Below are 15,248 nucleotides of genomic sequence, written 5' to 3'. Positions count from 1 at the left end.
CCGAATCTATCCCGTTCCCATGAGCTACCAGCTTCAATTCGGCGAGCTTGCCGAGTATGCCGGCGTATTCGCGAGCGGCGCGGCGATCACGCTCGCGCTGACCGCGGTCGCGACCGTGCTCGGCGTGGCGGTCGGCGTGCTCGGCGCGGCCGCGTACAGCGCCGACGCGCGCGCGGCCGTGAAACTTCGCCCGCTGATCGGCGCGTACGTCGAGGCGATTCGCAATACGCCGTTCGTCGTCCAGCTGTTCTTCATCTTCTTCGGCTTGCCGGCGCTCGGCGTGCACATCGACGAATACACGGCCGCGATCCTCGCGATGACGCTCAATCTCGGCGCGTACTCGGTCGAGATCGTGCGCGCGGGCGTGGCCGCCGTGCCGAAAGGGCATCTGGAGGCGGCGTCCGCGCTCGCGATGTCGCGCGCGCAGATGCTGCGCCACGTCGTGCTGCCGCAGGCGCTCGCCAAGGTGTTTCCCGCGCTGTCGAGCCAGATCGTGATCACGATGCTCGGCTCGGCGGTCGTGTCGCAGATCTCGGTGGCCGATCTGACCTATGCGGCCAGCTACATCCAGTCGCGCAACTTCCGCGCATTCGAGACGTACTTCGTGATCACGCTCGCGTATCTGGCGATGGCGCTGCTGATGCGCGCGACGCTCGGCGCGATGGGCCGCCGCCTGTTCTCCCGCCGCATGCGAGGTGCGCGATGACCGATTTCACGTTCGGGCAGATGCTCGCGAACCTGCTGCTGGCCGCGCGCTGGACGATCGTGCTGTCGATCGTGTCGTTCGTGTCCGGCGGCCTCGTCGGCCTCGGGCTGCTCGTGATGCGCGTGTCGAATTCGACGGTGCTGCGCGGCGTCGCGAAACTCTATATCGAAGTGTTCCAGGGCACGCCGTTGCTGATGCAACTGTTCATCGTGTTCTTCGGCTTGCCGCTCGTCGGGCTCGACGTTTCGCCGTGGGTCGCGGCCACCGCGGGGCTCACGTTCTTCACCAGCGCGTATCTGGCCGAGATCTGGCGCGGCTGCGTCGAGGCGGTGCCGAAAGGGCAGTGGGAAGCATCGGCGAGCCTCGCGATGAGTTATGTCGAGCAGTTGCGTCACGTGATCCTGCCGCAGGCCGCGCGCATCGCGATCGCGCCGACGGTCGGCTTCGGCGTGCAGGCGGTGAAGGATACGGCGCTCGTGTCGATCATCGGCTTCACCGAGCTGACGAAGGTCGGCATCGCGATCTCGAACGCGACGTTCCGGCCGTTCGTCGTGTATGGCCTCGTCGCGCTGATCTATTTCGCGCTCTGCTATCCGCTTACCCGTTATGCGCGCACGTTGCAAAGGAGATGGCATGCCGCTCGTTGAAACCCGGGGTCTCGAAAAGAACTTCGGCACCCATCATGTGCTCAAGGGCATCGATCTGTCCGTCGAGCGCGGGCAGGTCGTGTCGATCATCGGCCGCAGCGGCTCGGGCAAGAGCACGCTGCTGCGCACGCTCAACGGGCTCGAGAGCATCGACGCGGGCACGATTTCGGTCGACGGCGAACGCGTCGATGCACGGCATGCGGACCTGCGTGCACTGCGGCTGAAGGTCGGCATGGTGTTCCAGCAATACAACCTGTTTCCGCATCTGAGCGCCGGACAGAACGTGATGCTCGCGCAGTCGGTGGTGAAGAAGTCGCACCGCCAGCAGGCGCGCGCGATCGCGGAGCTGATGCTCGAGCGCGTCGGCCTCGGCGACAAGTTCGACGCGTTTCCGGAACAGCTGTCGGGCGGCCAGCAGCAGCGCGTCGCGATCGCGCGTGCGCTCGCGATGAAGCCGAGCGTGCTGCTGTGCGACGAGATTACGTCCGCGCTCGATCCCGAGCTCGTCGGCGAGGTGCTGGGCGTCGTCGAGCAACTCGCGCGCGAGGACATGACGCTGATCATGGTCACGCACGAGATGAACTTCGCGCGGGCGGTGAGCGACCGGATCGTGTTCATGCACCAGGGGCGCGTGTGGGAGAGCGGGACGGCCGAGGAAATCTTCGAGCGGCCGCAGACGGTGGAGTTGACGCGGTTTCTGAGCAGCGTGCGGAATCCGGAAACCGCTGCGCGTTGACCGACACGGCCGTGCGGCCGGGCCGCGACCAGATGACAAGACCGTAATCGAAGCCTCACCTTCCGGACAGCGCGCGAATCGCAGAATGGACACCACTCCTCATCGCATCGATGCGGAGCGGATGTCCGGCCTGATCGGCGGACGCGAACACGCTATCTTTGAGAGGTGAAGGTCATGAACAAGCTGATTCGTGCAGTCCTGATTTCCTGTGCGCTGAGCGCGCCGGTCGTCGCATTCGCGCAAACCGCCGACCATACGGTCACGCGCGCCGACGTGCGCGCCGACCTGGTTCGGGCCGAGCGCGACGGCACGGTGCCGACGTCGAACTGGGACTATCCGCCGAGCACGCAGACGATCGCGCGCAATCGCGAGCTGTATGCGATCGCGCATGGCGACAGCCACACGGCAATGGCCATGACGTCGGCCGCCGTGTCGACCGCGAGCGCGCAATGAAGCGGGCCGCCATATCGATACGCGTGACGGGGCTGGCGATCGCCGCGTGGCTTGCGGCGGCCGCGGCCCCGGCTTTCGCGCGCGGGCAGCCGCAACTGCCCGATGACGACGGCGGGCGCGCCGGCGTGCTGCGCGCGTTGAACCCCGACTTCGATCCGCACCGCGCGGCACTCGACCTCCGGCCGGCGAGCCGTCACGCCGCGCCCATCAGCCGCGCGCCGAGCGCGATCCCGCGCGCGGACAACAGCGCGCTGGCCGCCCGCTGACGGGCGTCCCAGCCCGCCAGCGCGGCGTCGAACGCGACGCCGCGTGCGACGTCGCGCAACGCTTCGGCGAGATCGATCGCGTTGTCCGCCGCTTTCGCGACGCCCCCCGCGGTGTGCGGGCGCACGATGCACGCGGCGTCGCCGAGCAGCACCGCGCGGCCGAACGCCATGCGTGCGGCCGCGAGATCGACGATCGCCTGCGCGAACGGCGCGGCGGTCGCATCGACGAGCGCGGCGAGTGTCGGCGCGAGCATCCGGTCGGCGGCGTCGACGAGTTCCGCGCGGTTGTCGTCGCGCATCGCGCCGGGCGGCAGCGACCCGTCGCGCTGCGTGCCGTCGCGCGCGAGGAACAGCGACGGCAGCCGGTCGGACGCGAGCCGCCGGTACCACACCCAGTTCACGCGCCGCCCGCCCGGTTCGGTCGCGCCGTCGGCGCCGGGCACCAGATAGGTGAGGAACAGGTGCCGGTCGCCTTGCTGGAACGTGAAGCGTTCGCGCAGCATGACCAGCACCTGCTCGGGCAGCGCGCGTTCGTCGACGAGCCCGCGCCACGCGACATAACCCGCATACGCCGGCTGCACGTCCGGCAGCAACTGCGCGCGCACCGTCGAGCGGCCGCCGTCCGCGCCGATCAGCAGGTCGGCCGTCTCGGCGCGGCCGCTCGCGAAATGCGCGACGATCCGCTCGCCGTCCTGCTCGAACCGCTCGAATGCGTCGCCCGCGTGGATGATTTCGGCCGGCAGCGCACGCCTCAGCGCCGTGTAGATCACGTTCCATCCCGTCTGCGTCTGCGGCATCGCGAAGCGCTGCACGATCCGGTCCTGCGCGTCGACGTAGATCCGGTCGACCGAATCGACGCCCGCGTCGCGCGGTAGCGCCACGCCGCCGAACGCGAATGCGCGCTCGATCGGCGGCTGCAGCACGATGCCGCCGCCGCGGCTGTCGAGTGCGTGCGGCGATTGCTCGAAGACGCGGACGTCCCAGCCGGCCGCGCGCAGCGCGGTCGCCGCGAACAGCCCGCCGACCGATCCGCCGGCGATGACGGCCTTGCGGCCCGATCCGTGTTCCATCCGATGTTCCCTCGATGATGCCGCGTGCGGCGAACGGCGCGTCAGCCGCCCCAGCCGCGCAGGAAATCGAGCAGCAGCGCGTTCACGCGCTCGGGCTGCTCCTCGTGCGGCAGATGTCCGCACTGCGCGATCGGCTCGGCACGCAGGTGGGTTGCCATGCTTTCCCACACGGTCTTCATGTCGAACATCTTGCCGACCGCGTAGAAATCCTCGCCCCAGATCGCCATGGTCGGGCACGCGATCCTGATATCCGCATCGACGAGGTCCTGCTGGACGTCTTCCGCGTTCGCGCGATAGTCCGCCAGCGCGCCGCGCACGGCGCCCGGACGCCGATACGCGCGCACGTACGTGTCGAACGCATCGCCCGAGATCGCGTGCGGGTTGTAGCACCAGTCGGCGAAAAAATAGCCGAGCCATTCGGCTTCCTTGCCGGCGATCAGCGCCTCCGGCAGGTCGGGCACCTGGTGGAACAGGAAAAACCAGTACGCGCGGGCCGTTTGCGCGGTCATGTTCTGCGCGACGATGCGCGTCGGCACGTTGTCCATCACGACGAGCCGGTCGACACGTTCGGGGAAGTCCTTCGCGAAACGCGTCGCGACGCGTGCGCCGCGGTCGTGCCCGACGAGCGCGATGCGCCCGATGCCGAGCGCATCGAGCAGCGCGGCGACGTCGCGCGCCATGTTGCGCTTGTCGTAGCCGGCCGCGGGCTTGTCGGTTTCGCCGTAGCCGCGCAGGTCGGGCACGATCACGCGATAGTGCCGTGCCAGCGCCGGAATCTGGAAGCGCCACGCGAAGCTCGTTTCGGGGAAGCCGTGCAGCAGCACGACGACGGGCCCCGCGCCGGCATCGATGACGTGCTGGCGGATGCCGTTCGCCGTAACGGTGTGGTGGGTCAGTGCAAGCGTGTCGGTCGTCATGGGAAATCCCGGTTGTGCGGGCGGTGCGCGATACGGCACGCGTCCGATGCTGTCCGAGGATAGGGCAGGTGACGTGCGTCGCGGCTGAATCGTTCTGAACCGGCCTGAGCGCCATGCCACGCCGGCATCACTTGCGGCGGGGGCGCTTGCCGGATGCGTCGGACGCCACACGCTGCAGCGCGGCCGGCGTGCCGTTCAGGAACGCGTCGATCTGCCGTTCGATTTCCGCGTCGAGATCGTCGGGCACCGGCAACCCGTATACCCACTTGCGCACGCCGAGATAGAAGATGCTCGCGTGCAGGCTCCACACCAGTTCGATTTCCGCGTTGCGCTGCGCTTCCGACGCCGGTGTCGCGATGTCGTACGCGTGCCGCAGCTCGCGCAGCACCGGCAGGAACACGCGTTCGCGCAGCCGCGACAGATAGCGCGTATTGAAGCCCTCGCGGCTGAGCCCCGCGAAGATGAACGTGCGGATCCATTCGCGCCGCAGGATCGTCTGCGCGTACGACCGGTAGAACGCGACGAGCCGCTGCTGGAGCGGAACCGAGCGGTCGGCGATCAGCTTTTCCCACTCGGGGTCCCACGTGTAGACCTCGTCGTATACGCGATCGATCAGCGCTTCCTTGCTCGGGAAATACCGGTAGAGCAGCGGCTGGGTCACGCCGATCTGCCGCGCGAGCTCGCGCGTGCTGCCGGAAAAACCGTGGGTCGCGAAGTGTTCGACCGCCTTTTCGACGATCTGTCGTTCGCGTGCTTCCGGCGTGAGGCGGCGGCCCGATGTGCCGGCGGTGTCGTCGGCGGTCGTCCTGCGCGCACGGGGCGCTGCATTGCGCTTGGTCTCGGTCATGCGTCGGCTCCTGAATGGGCCATTCTGCACTTATCGATCGAAAAATAGCAAGGCGCGCCCCGGCGAGGGCCGCGCGGCAGGCCGCGAAGGCGGGCGTCGTGCCGCGCGCGGTTCGGCGGTTTCAGAAAATTTCAGGTCGCCGCCATGACTTTCAGGCCCGCATTCCCTACGCTTGCTCCCGAACCGCTGCACGAGGCCGACGCCCTTCGGCCGGCCCGCGGCGCAACCGGAACGGACCATGGCTTACCTGATCTCGCCGGGAGCCGGCATCGCAGTCGGCTTCCTGCCCCCCCTCGTGCGCGTGCAGTCGCCCGCGCGGCCGCTGACCGCGCCAGCGGGCCTGCTCGGCCTCGTCTTCCGCGAGCATGCGATTCCGCTCGTGCAGGCGCAATGGCGCGTGCTCGCCGCGCGGGTCCGCGATACGGACACCTTCGATAGAACCACGGAAGCCACGACATGCAGCCCGCGCAAGTAACGGCAGCGGGCGCGGCGGCCCCCGATCACCTGCGCGGCGAGGATGTGTTCCTCGCCTCGATCGCCGGCTATGTCGACACGCTCGGCTTCGTCGCGCTGTTCGGGCTCTTTACCGCGCACGTCACCGGCAACTTCATCCTCATCGGCTCGGGCCTCGCCGGTGTCGGCCAGGGCCTGATGATCAAGTGGCTCGCGTTTCCGGCCTTCATTGCGGGCATCGTGGCCGCCCGCCTGCTCGATCACCGGATGCGCGTGCGCGGGCATGGCCCGCGGGCGTGCTCGCTGTATGCACTGCAGACGATCCTGCTGGCCGGCTTCATGCTCGCGGGCGTCGCGGCGTCGCCGATCGGCAGCGCCGATGCGCCCGCGACGATCGTCTGCGGGCTGCTCGGTGCGGCGGCAATGGGCGTGCAGAACGCGCACGGCCGGCTGACCGCGCGCACCGTCGTCGCGAATACCGTGATGACCGGCAACGTCACGCAGGCGGTCATCGATGCATTCGACTGGCTTGTGCCGATCGCCGCGCCGGCCGAACGGGAAGCCGCACGCGCGCGGCTGCGGCGCACGCTGCCGCCGGTTGTCGGTTTCGCGATCGGCGCGGGCGCCGGCGCGACCGCGTACCTGTACGCCGGGTTCTGGGCCCTGGCGCTGCCGCTTGCGGCGCTCGGTTTCCTCACCTGGCGATCCGGCCGCGCCGGCGAGCCGTCCGCGTCGCGCTGAACGCCGATTCCGCACGCGGCGTCGGCTGGGTGCGCCACCGGCGCGGCGGCGAAGCCGCCCTGCGTTTCTTCATTTTATTCAACGCTGACTTCGAGAACCGCTTGATTGATGCAGGTCGGCAAGCGCGAGACCGCTCGACCGTTCGCGGAAAGCGCAGCGTCACGCATGCGCGGTGAACCGGTCGACGAGGTCGTGGTGACCGAGCTGTTCGACCCACCAGCGTAGCGCGCGTCCGGCTTCGTCGGCGCGCCATGCGATATAGCAATGGGTCGTGTCGCGCATGCCGGTGACTTCCCGCGCGACGAGCCTGCCTTGCGCGATCGCGGGCGCCGCGATGCAGTCCGGGAGGGTACCCACCGCGAGTCCTTCGCATTGCGCGGCCAGTTTCGCGGCGAGCGTCGGCACCGCGAGATACGGTTGGCCGGCGTCAAGCGCGACCGGCTGCGGCTGAAGTTCGCGGGACGTGTCGGAGATCACCGCGCTGCGATACTCGACGATCGCCGCCATCGACAGCGGTTCGGGCAGCGCCGCGAGCGGATGGGTAGGGGCGACCGCGAACACGTGCCGGAGCGTGCCGATGGGCTGCGCGACGATGTCCGGCAGTTCCGGAGGCTCGCCCGCCGCGCCGACGATCAGATCGGCCCGCCGCGAAATCAGCGCATCCCAGGTGCCGCCGAGCACTTCGGTGGAGAAGCGCAGTCGCGTGTCCATTTCAAGATCGTAGAACGCGTGAACGTATGGCCACATCATGTCGAACGGCAGTATCTCGGCGATGCAGACGCGGACCTCGGTTTCCCAACCTTGCTGCGCGCGCTGGGCCTTCCGCTCGAGCTGTTCGGCGGCATGAAGGAGACGGCGACCTTCCTCGACGACGACGCGGCCCGCATGCGTGAGCTTCGCACGACGCCCGCTGCGATCGAACAACGCGACGCCGAGATCGCTCTCGAGCTTCTGTACGACGTATGTCAGCGCGGACGGCACGCGGTGCACCAGCTCTGCCGCGTCGGCAAACGTACCGGTGCGGTCGATCGCGTCCAGTGCCTCGAGTGCTTCGAAAGACAGCTTCATGGCGAGTTTTCTACGGCAAGGGCATCAGGCGATGTCGCGCCGTCGGGCGACGCGGATTCCAATCCTGTTCACAACGGGCCGCCGCCGCATTCGCTCGACGTCCGCCTGTCACGTCGGTGTCGATTCGCGGCGCTTCACGGCAGCGTCGGCGTGTGCGCCGGGCAGCGCGCCGAACATGTGCTGGTTGCACTTCGCGTCGCGCCACGCGGTTCCCAGTCGGATCCCGTCGAACATCCGTCGCACCACGGGAAGGATCTGTTCGCCGGCCAGAATGCCGAGCAGGCCCACCAGGGCGACGGCGGGCGGCGCCGGCGATTGCACGCCGATCAGCGCGTAAACGACGCCGGCGAGGATGCCGGCGAGAAGTGAAGCAATGTACGGTTTCATGGGTCTGGAATGGAATGACGGCCGTTTAAAAATACGGATGAATACCGGGCTGGCGTCGATCCGAAAGTCTTGGGCCAGCCTATCAGGTCTGCGCGTTCGTCGTCAGCGCATTCAATGAAATTCAGATCTTTTCAGTCTGAATTCAGCGCGTGGCGAGAATCAGAACAATTAACTGGTGCGGTCGCGCATTCGCGTATTGAATGACGCAGGCCGGTTGCCGGCACCGCGCATTGGACGCTTCGCGGATTCGTCGGCCAGGCGAGTCTCATCTTTCTCCGCGTCAAAGGACATCACCATCATGAGCAACCCCAAGCTTGAAGTACTTACCCCGCACAACAGCCAGCTGATCTTCATCGACCAGCAGCCGCAAATGGCGTTCGGCGTGCAGTCGATCGATCGCCAGACGCTGAAGAACAACGTCGTCGGCCTCGCGAAGGCCGCGAAGGTCTTCAACATCCCGACCACGATCACGACGGTCGAAAGCGAGAGCTTCTCGGGCCACACGTATCCCGAACTGCTCGACGTGTTCCCGAACCAGAAGACGCTCGAACGCACGTCGATGAATTCGTGGGACGACCAGAAGGTGCGCGACGCGCTCGCCGCGAACGGCCGCAAGAAGGTGGTCGTGTCGGGCCTGTGGACCGAAGTCTGCAACACGACGTTCGCGCTGTGCGCGATGCTCGAAGGCGACTACGAGATCTACATGGTCGCCGACGCATCGGGCGGCACGACGCAGGCTGCGCACGATATCGCGATGCAGCGCATGGTGCAGGCCGGCGTGGTGCCGGTCACGTGGCAGCAGGTGCTGCTCGAATGGCAGCGCGACTGGGCGCGCCGCGAGACGTACGACGCGGTGATGGCGATCGCGAAGGAGCATTCGGGCGCATACGGGATGGGCGTGGACTACGCGTACACGATGCTCCACAAGGCACCGCAGCGCACCGCGACGCCGCACGAGTCGATTGCGCCGGTTCCGGCGAAGTAAGTGAAGACGGCCGGTAACGGCTGATGCCGGTGCGGCCGGTTCGACGCGAACGCGCCGCATGGGCTTCATTGCCGCGGGCGGCGGACGTGACCGAAACACGAATGCCGCCCGCGGCATGCGGGTCGAAACACTGCGCCTGCATTTGAAATTGTCCGGGAGATTTATCGCATGGAACCTTATCTGGTTTCCCTTGGTGCGGGCCTGCTGATCGGTGTGATTTACAGCGCCATCAAGGTTCGCTCTCCCGCACCGCCGCTGATTGCGCTGGTCGGGTTGCTTGGCATGCTGATCGGCGTGCAAGCCCTACCCACCGTCAAACAACTCTTTGGCTTCTGATCAACAAGAGGTGATGCATATGACCGCAACCGTGACCCAACCGGATCTGATCCTGCACAACGGACGATTCACGACGCTCGACCGCGCGAACCCCGTCGCGACGGCCGTCGCGATTGCCGCCGGGCGCTTCGTCGCGGTCGGCAGCGAAGCGGACGTGATGCCGCTCGCGGGCCGCGCGACGAAGGTGGTCGATCTCGGCGGCCGCGGCGTGCTGCCGGGTCTGATCGACAACCACTGCCACGTGATTCGTGGCGGACTGAACTACAACATGGAACTGCGTTGGGACGGCGTGCCGTCGCTTGCGCTCGCGATGGAGATGCTCAAGCAGCAGGTCGCGATCACGCCCGCGCCGCAGTGGGTGCGCGTGGTCGGCGGCTTCACCGAACACCAGTTCGTGGAGAAGCGGCTGCCGACGATCGACGAACTCAATGCGGTCGCGCCTGATACGCCCGTGTTCATCCTGCATTTGTACGATCGCGCGTTGCTGAACGCGGCCGCGCTGCGTGTCGTCGGCTACACGAAGGACACGCCGGAGCCGCCGGGCGGCACGATCCTGCGCGATGCCGCCGGCAACCCGACCGGCCTGCTGCTCGCGAACCCGAACGCGACGATCCTCTACGCGACGCTCGCGAAGGGGCCGAAGCTGCCGTTCGAGTATCAGTACAACTCGACGCGCCATTTCATGCGAGAGCTGAACCGGCTCGGCGTGACGGGCGTGATCGACGCGGGCGGCGGTTCGCAGAATTACCCCGACGATTACGAAGTGATCCGCAAGCTGCACGACGCGGGCGAGATGACGATCCGGATCGCGTACAACCTGTTCACGCAGAAGCCGAACGCGGAGAAGGAAGACTTCGTGAACTGGACGAAGAGCGTCAAGTATCACGACGGCACCGACTACTTCCGCAACAACGGCGCCGGCGAGATGCTGGCGTTTTCCGCGGCCGACTTCGAAGACTTCCGCGTCGCGCGTCCGGACCTGCCCGCGCAGATGGAGGACGATCTCGAAGGCGTCGTGCGCGTGCTCGCGGAAAACCGCTGGCCGTGGCGCATGCACGCGACCTATGACGAAACGATCAGCCGCGCGCTCGACGTGTTCGAGAAGGTCAACGAGGACATTCCGCTCGAAGGGCTGAACTGGTTCTTCGATCACGCGGAAACGATCACCGAGCAATCGATGGACCGGATCGCCGCGCTCGGCGGCGGGATCGCGGTGCAGCACCGGATGGCGTACCAGGGCGAATACTTCGTCGAGCGCTACGGCGCGCAAGCCGCGGAGGCGACGCCGCCGGTCGCGAAGATGCTCGCGAAGGGGCTCAAGGTGTCGGCCGGCACGGACGCGACGCGCGTCGCGTCGTACAACCCGTGGGTATCGCTTGCGTGGCTCGTGACGGGCAAGACGGTCGGCGGCATGCGCATGTATCCGCAGCGCAACCTGCTCGATCGCGAAACCGCGCTGCGGATGTGGACCGAGTATGTGACGTGGTTCTCGAACGAGGAAGGCAAGAAAGGCCGGATCGCGGTGGGTCAGCTTGCCGACCTGGTGGTCCCCGATCGCGATTTCTTCGGGTGCGCGGAAGACGATATCGCCGCCACGACCGCGTTGCTGACGGTGGTCGACGGGAAGATCGTGTGGGGCGCGGGGCCGTTCGCATCGCACGACGCGCCGATTCCGCCGGCGATGCCGGACTGGTCGCCGGTGCGCGAGTTCGGCGGCTATGGCGGCTGGGGCGCGACGCAACGCAACGGCGCGCCGCTGCAACGCGCGGCAGCGGCCGCCGCGATGTGCGGCTGCGCGAACGAATGCAACCTTCACCAGCATGCGCACGCGAGCGCATGGGCGAGCACGTTGCCGACGTCGGATGCGAAGGGCTTCTGGGGCGCGTTCGGGTGTTCGTGCTGGGCGATCTGATATCGCGTGCATACCGCTTTCAACTCCCCGGCATGGGTCCGCGCGCTGCCGCTCGCGGTGCGCGTGTTTCTCGCCTGTCGTCCGGGCCGCCCGGATGAGCGGCCTGCATCCCGCTGAATCAGAATCCGCGCGCGGCGCCACGCCGCGCGCGTCAACATCACGGAGAAAACCAATGAGTTCATTCAACCTGCGCAACCTGCTGCGCATGACCGCCGCGTCGTCGGCCGTGCTCGCCGCGCTGCTGGTCGGCGCGCCGGCATTCGCCGACGAAACCCACCTCGACGACATCGCGTCGCCGGCCGCCGCCGCGCGCTCCCCCGCGATCGCGGTCGGCCCGCAGTACGACACGACCCACGTGTGCGTCGCGCCGGAAGACTTCGATCGCTTCACCGACAGCTTCGTCGCGACGTTCGGCGGCAAGAAGTCGAAGCAGGGCGTGTTCCAGGTCACGCCGACGCCGAGCCAGACGATGTCGCAGCTCGTGCTGACGCCGGTCGGCACGATCTCGGTATTCGGCTTCAAGACGCCGATCCCGTATCCGTTCTGCGAGGAACGCACCGGCTATCTCGTCACCGACATGGACGTCGCGGTGAAGTCGGCGCGTGCGCATGGCGCGGACATCGTCGTGACGACGTTCCCCGACCCGATCGGCCGCGACGCGATCGTCCGGTGGCCGGGCGGCGTGAACATGCAGCTGTACTGGCACACGCAGGCGCCGAACTACGACCCGCTGCAGACGGTGCCGGAGAACCGCGTGTACGTATCGCCGGAAAGCGCGAGCAAGCTCGCACGCAACTTCGCCGCGTTCTCGCACGGCAAGATCGTGTCCGACGTGCGCCATGCGCCGGGCATCGAGATCGGCCGGCCGAACGATACGTACCGCCGCATTCGCATCGAGTCGGGCTTCGGCAAGATGACCGTGCTCGCGACCGACGGCCACCTGCCTTACCCGTTCGGGCGGGAAATGACGGGCTATGAAGTCGCCGATCTCGCCGCGACGCTGAAGCAGGCCGAAGCCGCGGGCGTGACCGTGCTGGTGCCGCCGTTCAAGTCGGACGGTCGCGACGCGGCGCTCGTGCAGTTCCCGGGCGGCTACGTCGCCGAAATCCACGCGCGGTCGAAATGACGGTGCGCCGGCCGATGAAGCGATCGTGGCGCGGCGCGCTGCCGTGCGTCGTGCTGGCGGGCGGCGCCGCGTTGCACGCGGGATCGGCCGTCGGCGCCGATGCCGATGTGGCGGCGGCCGGCGCGGCCGCGTCGCCGGCCGCCGCCGCCGCGGCGTGCACCGCGAAGCGCCCGACGGTGTCGTTCAACCGCTGGCAGGAAGACTGGTCGGTGCTCGCGAATCCGTGCGTGCCGCGCAAGCCGTTCGACGCGCTGAAATACATACGGCTCGGCGACGATCCGTCGACCTACCTGTCGCTCGGCGCGAACCTGCGCGAGCGCTTCGAACTGAACAACGCGCCGCTGTTCGGCCTCGGCGCCGCGCACGACGACAACTACGTGATCCAGCGCGCGAACGTGCATGCCGATCTGCGCTATCGCGGGCACTTCCAGGCGTTCGTGCAGTTCGTCGATGCGCGGCCGTTCGGCAAGGACACGGTCGGCCCGGTCGACAAGGATCAGCTCGATATCGAGCAGGCGTTCGTCGCGTACGTCGATCAACTGGGGCCCGGCACGTTCAAGACGCGGATCGGCCGGCAGGAGATGGCGTTCGACTTGCAGCGTTTCGTGTCGGTGCGCGACGGCCCGAACGTGCGGCAGGCGTACGACGGACTGTGGACCGATTACGAAATCGGCAAATGGCGCTTGATCGGCTATGTGACGCGCCCGGTGCAGTATCGCAATGCGGCCGTGTTCGACGACGTGTCGAACCGGCACCTGCGATTCGACGGCGTGCGCGTCGAGCGCACCGCGACGGGGCCCGGCGATCTGTCCGCGTACTGGTCGCGCTATACGCGCGACAACGCGCGCTATCCGGATGCATCCGGCACCGAGCGGCGCGACGTGTTCGACATGCGCTACGCGGGCAAGACCGACGGGTTCGACTGGGACGTCGAGGCGATGCTGCAGACCGGCCACGTCGGGCAGGATACGGTCGGCGCGTGGGCGTTCGGCGCGCTGGGCGGCTACACGTTCGCGAAGACGGCCGGCACGCCGCGCGTCGGCATCCAGGTCGACGGCGCGTCGGGCGACGCGCATCCGGGCGACCGGCGCGTCGGCACGTTCAACCCGATGTTTCCGAACGGCTATTACTTCACGCTCGCCGGCTACACCGGATACAGCAACCTGATCCACGTGAAGCCGTCGCTGACGTTCAAGCCGGCCAGCTCGGTGACGGTGCTCACCGCCGTCGGCTTCCAGTGGCGGCAGACGACCGCCGACGCGATCTACGGTCAGGGGATGTCGGCGGTGCCGGGCACGGCCGGCAAGGGCAGTGCGTGGACGGGGATGTACGCGCAGGCGCGCGTCGACTGGCTCGTGAACGCGAACGTCGCGCTCGCGCTCGAGGCCGTGCACTTCCAGCTTGGCTCGTCGATTCGCGCGCTCGGTGCGCGCAATGCCGACTATCTCGGGATGGAAGCGAAGTTCGGCTGGTGACGCGTCGTGTCGCTCCGCGCCGCACGTGTCAGCGCTGCGCGCGGGCGAGCGATTCGACGAAATCGATGAACGCGGTCACGCGCTTCGAGCCGCGCTGGTTCGGCAGGTACAGCGCGGTGATCACCGCGCGCGCCGAGCCCGGCGTCACGTCGTACTGATCGAACAGCCGCTGCAGGCGGCCCGCTTCGATATCCGCGTCGACGAGCCAGTCGGGCAGCAGCGCGATACCGGCGCCGTCGAGCGCGGCCTCGCGCAGCACCTCGCTGTGATTCGATTTCAGCCGGCCGGTGACGACGACCGGCGTCGTGCGTTGCGCGCCGGCGAACGTCCACGTCTGCTGGTCGACGCCGAAATGAAAGCGCAGGCACGCGTGATCGACCAGTTCGCCCGGCGTCGCGGGCGTGCCGTGCGCGTCGAGGTACGCGCGGCTCGCGACCACGTAGCGCCGGAACGTGCCGAGCGGCCGCGCGACGACTTCCGCGGTCGGGGCCGCGTCGCCGAGCCGGATCGCGACGTCGATCCGCGCGGACACGAGATCGACGCGTTCGTCGGTCAGTTGCAGGTCGAGGTCGAGCTTCGGATGGCGCGCGACGAACGCGGCGACGTGCGGCGCGATGCGTCGCAGCCCGTACGCGACCGGGACCGACACGCGCAGCGGCCCGGACGGCGCGTCGCCGCGGTCGGCCACCAGCGCGTCGGCATCGGCGAGTTCGCCGAGCACGCGTTTCGCTCGCGCATAGTAGACGGCGCCCGCGTCGGACAGCGTGACCTGCCGCGTCGTGCGGTTCAGCAGCACGGTGCCGAGCGATGCCTCGAGCGCGTCCACTGCGCGCACGACGGACGAAGCGGCGAGATCGAGCCGGCGCCCCGCGCTCGAGAAGCCGCCGGCTTCCGCTACTTCGACGAATGCGCGCAGCGCGGAGAATTTGTCCATGGGGTTGCTAGGGCCTGTTCACGCTAATAACGGGCTTGCGCTGGCCCCCGGAAGGGCCGAGCGCAAGGATTGCGACGAAGCGGATACTCGACGTATTCGCGAGGAGCATGACGCGGCGATCGGCCCTTCCGGGGGCAGCCCCACGAATGCATTTTTCCAAACAGGGGAACGCGCCTTTCCGCCCACATT

At 67.9% G+C, this 15,248-nt stretch carries 18 protein-coding genes; 12 read left to right on the top strand and 6 right to left on the bottom strand.

Annotation, left to right across the window (positions count from 1 at the left end):
• Nucleotides 1-19: 19 nt before the first annotated feature.
• The 5 genes from KR541_RS34605 (at nt 20) to KR541_RS34585 (ending at nt 2,808) form a co-directional block, all read left to right on the top strand.
• Nucleotides 20-706, top strand: coding sequence for an amino acid ABC transporter permease (locus KR541_RS34605; protein WP_050017627.1), 687 nt, complete (start codon nt 20-22; stop codon nt 704-706).
• The gene (locus tag KR541_RS34600; protein ID WP_050017626.1) at nt 703-1,353 is read left to right on the top strand and encodes an amino acid ABC transporter permease; all 651 of its coding nucleotides are present in this window, start codon (nt 703-705) and stop codon (nt 1,351-1,353) included. The genes KR541_RS34605 and KR541_RS34600 overlap by 4 nt, the downstream gene beginning before the upstream one ends.
• Nucleotides 1,340-2,089 (top strand): amino acid ABC transporter ATP-binding protein, encoded by a 750-nt coding sequence (locus KR541_RS34595; RefSeq protein ID WP_050017625.1) that lies wholly within the window; start codon nt 1,340-1,342, stop codon nt 2,087-2,089. The genes KR541_RS34600 and KR541_RS34595 overlap by 14 nt, the downstream gene beginning before the upstream one ends.
• A gap of 174 nt (nt 2,090-2,263) precedes the next feature.
• Nucleotides 2,264-2,542 (top strand): DUF4148 domain-containing protein, encoded by a 279-nt coding sequence (locus tag KR541_RS34590; protein ID WP_176016159.1) that lies wholly within the window; start codon nt 2,264-2,266, stop codon nt 2,540-2,542.
• Complete coding sequence (locus tag KR541_RS34585; protein WP_050017624.1) at nt 2,539-2,808, top strand: hypothetical protein; 270 nt, start codon at nt 2,539-2,541, stop codon at nt 2,806-2,808. Before KR541_RS34590 ends, KR541_RS34585 begins: the two co-directional genes overlap by 4 nt.
• Here the strand turns inward: KR541_RS34585 and KR541_RS34580 are convergent.
• The 3 genes from KR541_RS34580 to KR541_RS34570 all read right to left on the bottom strand — a co-directional run bounded on the left by KR541_RS34580 (nt 2,736) and on the right by KR541_RS34570 (nt 5,642).
• A complete protein-coding gene (locus KR541_RS34580) occupies nt 2,736-3,878 on the bottom strand; it encodes an FAD binding domain-containing protein (RefSeq protein ID WP_176016160.1) in 1,143 nt (380 codons plus the stop codon). The two genes, KR541_RS34585 and KR541_RS34580, sit on opposite strands and share 73 nt — an antisense overlap.
• A 41-nt stretch (nt 3,879-3,919) precedes the next feature.
• Nucleotides 3,920-4,795 (bottom strand): alpha/beta fold hydrolase, encoded by an 876-nt coding sequence (locus tag KR541_RS34575; protein WP_176016161.1) that lies wholly within the window; start codon nt 4,793-4,795, stop codon nt 3,920-3,922.
• A gap of 127 nt (nt 4,796-4,922) precedes the next feature.
• Complete coding sequence (locus KR541_RS34570) at nt 4,923-5,642, bottom strand: TetR/AcrR family transcriptional regulator (protein WP_050017621.1); 720 nt, start codon at nt 5,640-5,642, stop codon at nt 4,923-4,925.
• Between the two features lie 238 nt (nt 5,643-5,880).
• On the opposite strand from KR541_RS34570, the gene KR541_RS34565 reads away from it, so the two are divergent.
• The gene (locus KR541_RS34565) at nt 5,881-6,117 is read left to right on the top strand and encodes a DUF1427 family protein (protein WP_089490279.1); all 237 of its coding nucleotides are present in this window, start codon (nt 5,881-5,883) and stop codon (nt 6,115-6,117) included.
• A complete protein-coding gene (locus KR541_RS34560) occupies nt 6,099-6,836 on the top strand; it encodes a YoaK family protein (RefSeq protein WP_050017619.1) in 738 nt (245 codons plus the stop codon). Before KR541_RS34565 ends, KR541_RS34560 begins: the two co-directional genes overlap by 19 nt.
• 159 nt (nt 6,837-6,995) lie before the next feature.
• Here KR541_RS34560 and KR541_RS34555 read toward each other — a convergent pair whose 3' ends face one another.
• Together KR541_RS34555 and KR541_RS34550 are read right to left on the bottom strand one after the other, a co-directional pair.
• On the bottom strand, nt 6,996-7,904 hold the full coding sequence (locus KR541_RS34555) for a LysR family transcriptional regulator (RefSeq protein WP_124640028.1): 909 nt from the start codon (nt 7,902-7,904) through the stop codon (nt 6,996-6,998).
• A 108-nt stretch (nt 7,905-8,012) separates the two neighbouring features.
• Nucleotides 8,013-8,291: a XapX domain-containing protein gene (locus tag KR541_RS34550; protein ID WP_089490280.1), complete on the bottom strand. Its 279-nt coding sequence runs from the start codon at nt 8,289-8,291 to the stop codon at nt 8,013-8,015.
• A gap of 298 nt (nt 8,292-8,589) precedes the next feature.
• Here KR541_RS34550 and KR541_RS34545 point away from each other — a divergent pair, with 298 nt between their 5' ends.
• The 5 genes from KR541_RS34545 (at nt 8,590) to KR541_RS34525 (ending at nt 14,125) form a co-directional block, all read left to right on the top strand.
• Nucleotides 8,590-9,276 carry a hydrolase gene (locus KR541_RS34545; RefSeq protein WP_034175518.1) on the top strand — a complete coding sequence of 229 codons (687 nt, stop codon included), beginning with the start codon at nt 8,590-8,592 and terminating at the stop codon, nt 9,274-9,276.
• 168 nt (nt 9,277-9,444) lie between these two features.
• Entirely contained in the window at nt 9,445-9,612 is a 168-nt protein-coding gene (locus KR541_RS34540; protein ID WP_014725963.1) for a DUF1427 family protein, read from the top strand.
• Between the two features lie 19 nt (nt 9,613-9,631).
• Complete coding sequence (locus tag KR541_RS34535; RefSeq protein ID WP_216090347.1) at nt 9,632-11,524, top strand: amidohydrolase; 1,893 nt, start codon at nt 9,632-9,634, stop codon at nt 11,522-11,524.
• A 172-nt stretch (nt 11,525-11,696) separates the two neighbouring features.
• Complete coding sequence (locus KR541_RS34530) at nt 11,697-12,650, top strand: VOC family protein (protein ID WP_060734298.1); 954 nt, start codon at nt 11,697-11,699, stop codon at nt 12,648-12,650.
• A 14-nt stretch (nt 12,651-12,664) separates the two neighbouring features.
• On the top strand, nt 12,665-14,125 hold the full coding sequence (locus tag KR541_RS34525) for an alginate export family protein (RefSeq protein ID WP_050018289.1): 1,461 nt from the start codon (nt 12,665-12,667) through the stop codon (nt 14,123-14,125).
• 28 nt (nt 14,126-14,153) lie between these two features.
• On the opposite strand, the gene KR541_RS34520 is transcribed toward KR541_RS34525, so the two are convergent.
• Entirely contained in the window at nt 14,154-15,059 is a 906-nt protein-coding gene (locus tag KR541_RS34520) for a LysR family transcriptional regulator (protein ID WP_089490282.1), read from the bottom strand.
• Nucleotides 15,060-15,248 lie beyond the last annotated feature (189 nt).

This window comes from Burkholderia sola (assembly GCF_905400185.1).
In the GTDB taxonomy this organism is placed as follows: domain Bacteria; phylum Pseudomonadota; class Gammaproteobacteria; order Burkholderiales; family Burkholderiaceae; genus Burkholderia; species Burkholderia sola.
This window is presented reverse-complemented; position numbering and strand designations above follow the sequence as displayed.

Coding starts and splice junctions, on each gene's coding strand:
- KR541_RS34595 (WP_050017625.1), top strand. CDS start 1,340: ATGCCGCTCGTTGAAACCCGGGGTCTCGAAAAGAACTTCGGCACCCAT.
- KR541_RS34525 (WP_050018289.1), top strand. CDS start 12,665: ATGAAGCGATCGTGGCGCGGCGCGCTGCCGTGCGTCGTGCTGGCGGGC.
- KR541_RS34575 (WP_176016161.1), bottom strand. CDS start 4,795: ATGACGACCGACACGCTTGCACTGACCCACCACACCGTTACGGCGAAC.
- KR541_RS34545 (WP_034175518.1), top strand. CDS start 8,590: ATGAGCAACCCCAAGCTTGAAGTACTTACCCCGCACAACAGCCAGCTG.
- KR541_RS34565 (WP_089490279.1), top strand. CDS start 5,881: ATGGCTTACCTGATCTCGCCGGGAGCCGGCATCGCAGTCGGCTTCCTG.
- KR541_RS34570 (WP_050017621.1), bottom strand. CDS start 5,642: ATGACCGAGACCAAGCGCAATGCAGCGCCCCGTGCGCGCAGGACGACC.
- KR541_RS34590 (WP_176016159.1), top strand. CDS start 2,264: ATGAACAAGCTGATTCGTGCAGTCCTGATTTCCTGTGCGCTGAGCGCG.
- KR541_RS34550 (WP_089490280.1), bottom strand. CDS start 8,291: ATGAAACCGTACATTGCTTCACTTCTCGCCGGCATCCTCGCCGGCGTC.
- KR541_RS34600 (WP_050017626.1), top strand. CDS start 703: ATGACCGATTTCACGTTCGGGCAGATGCTCGCGAACCTGCTGCTGGCC.
- KR541_RS34580 (WP_176016160.1), bottom strand. CDS start 3,878: ATGGAACACGGATCGGGCCGCAAGGCCGTCATCGCCGGCGGATCGGTC.
- KR541_RS34605 (WP_050017627.1), top strand. CDS start 20: ATGAGCTACCAGCTTCAATTCGGCGAGCTTGCCGAGTATGCCGGCGTA.
- KR541_RS34520 (WP_089490282.1), bottom strand. CDS start 15,059: ATGGACAAATTCTCCGCGCTGCGCGCATTCGTCGAAGTAGCGGAAGCC.
- KR541_RS34530 (WP_060734298.1), top strand. CDS start 11,697: ATGAGTTCATTCAACCTGCGCAACCTGCTGCGCATGACCGCCGCGTCG.
- KR541_RS34560 (WP_050017619.1), top strand. CDS start 6,099: ATGCAGCCCGCGCAAGTAACGGCAGCGGGCGCGGCGGCCCCCGATCAC.
- KR541_RS34555 (WP_124640028.1), bottom strand. CDS start 7,904: ATGAAGCTGTCTTTCGAAGCACTCGAGGCACTGGACGCGATCGACCGC.
- KR541_RS34585 (WP_050017624.1), top strand. CDS start 2,539: ATGAAGCGGGCCGCCATATCGATACGCGTGACGGGGCTGGCGATCGCC.
- KR541_RS34540 (WP_014725963.1), top strand. CDS start 9,445: ATGGAACCTTATCTGGTTTCCCTTGGTGCGGGCCTGCTGATCGGTGTG.
- KR541_RS34535 (WP_216090347.1), top strand. CDS start 9,632: ATGACCGCAACCGTGACCCAACCGGATCTGATCCTGCACAACGGACGA.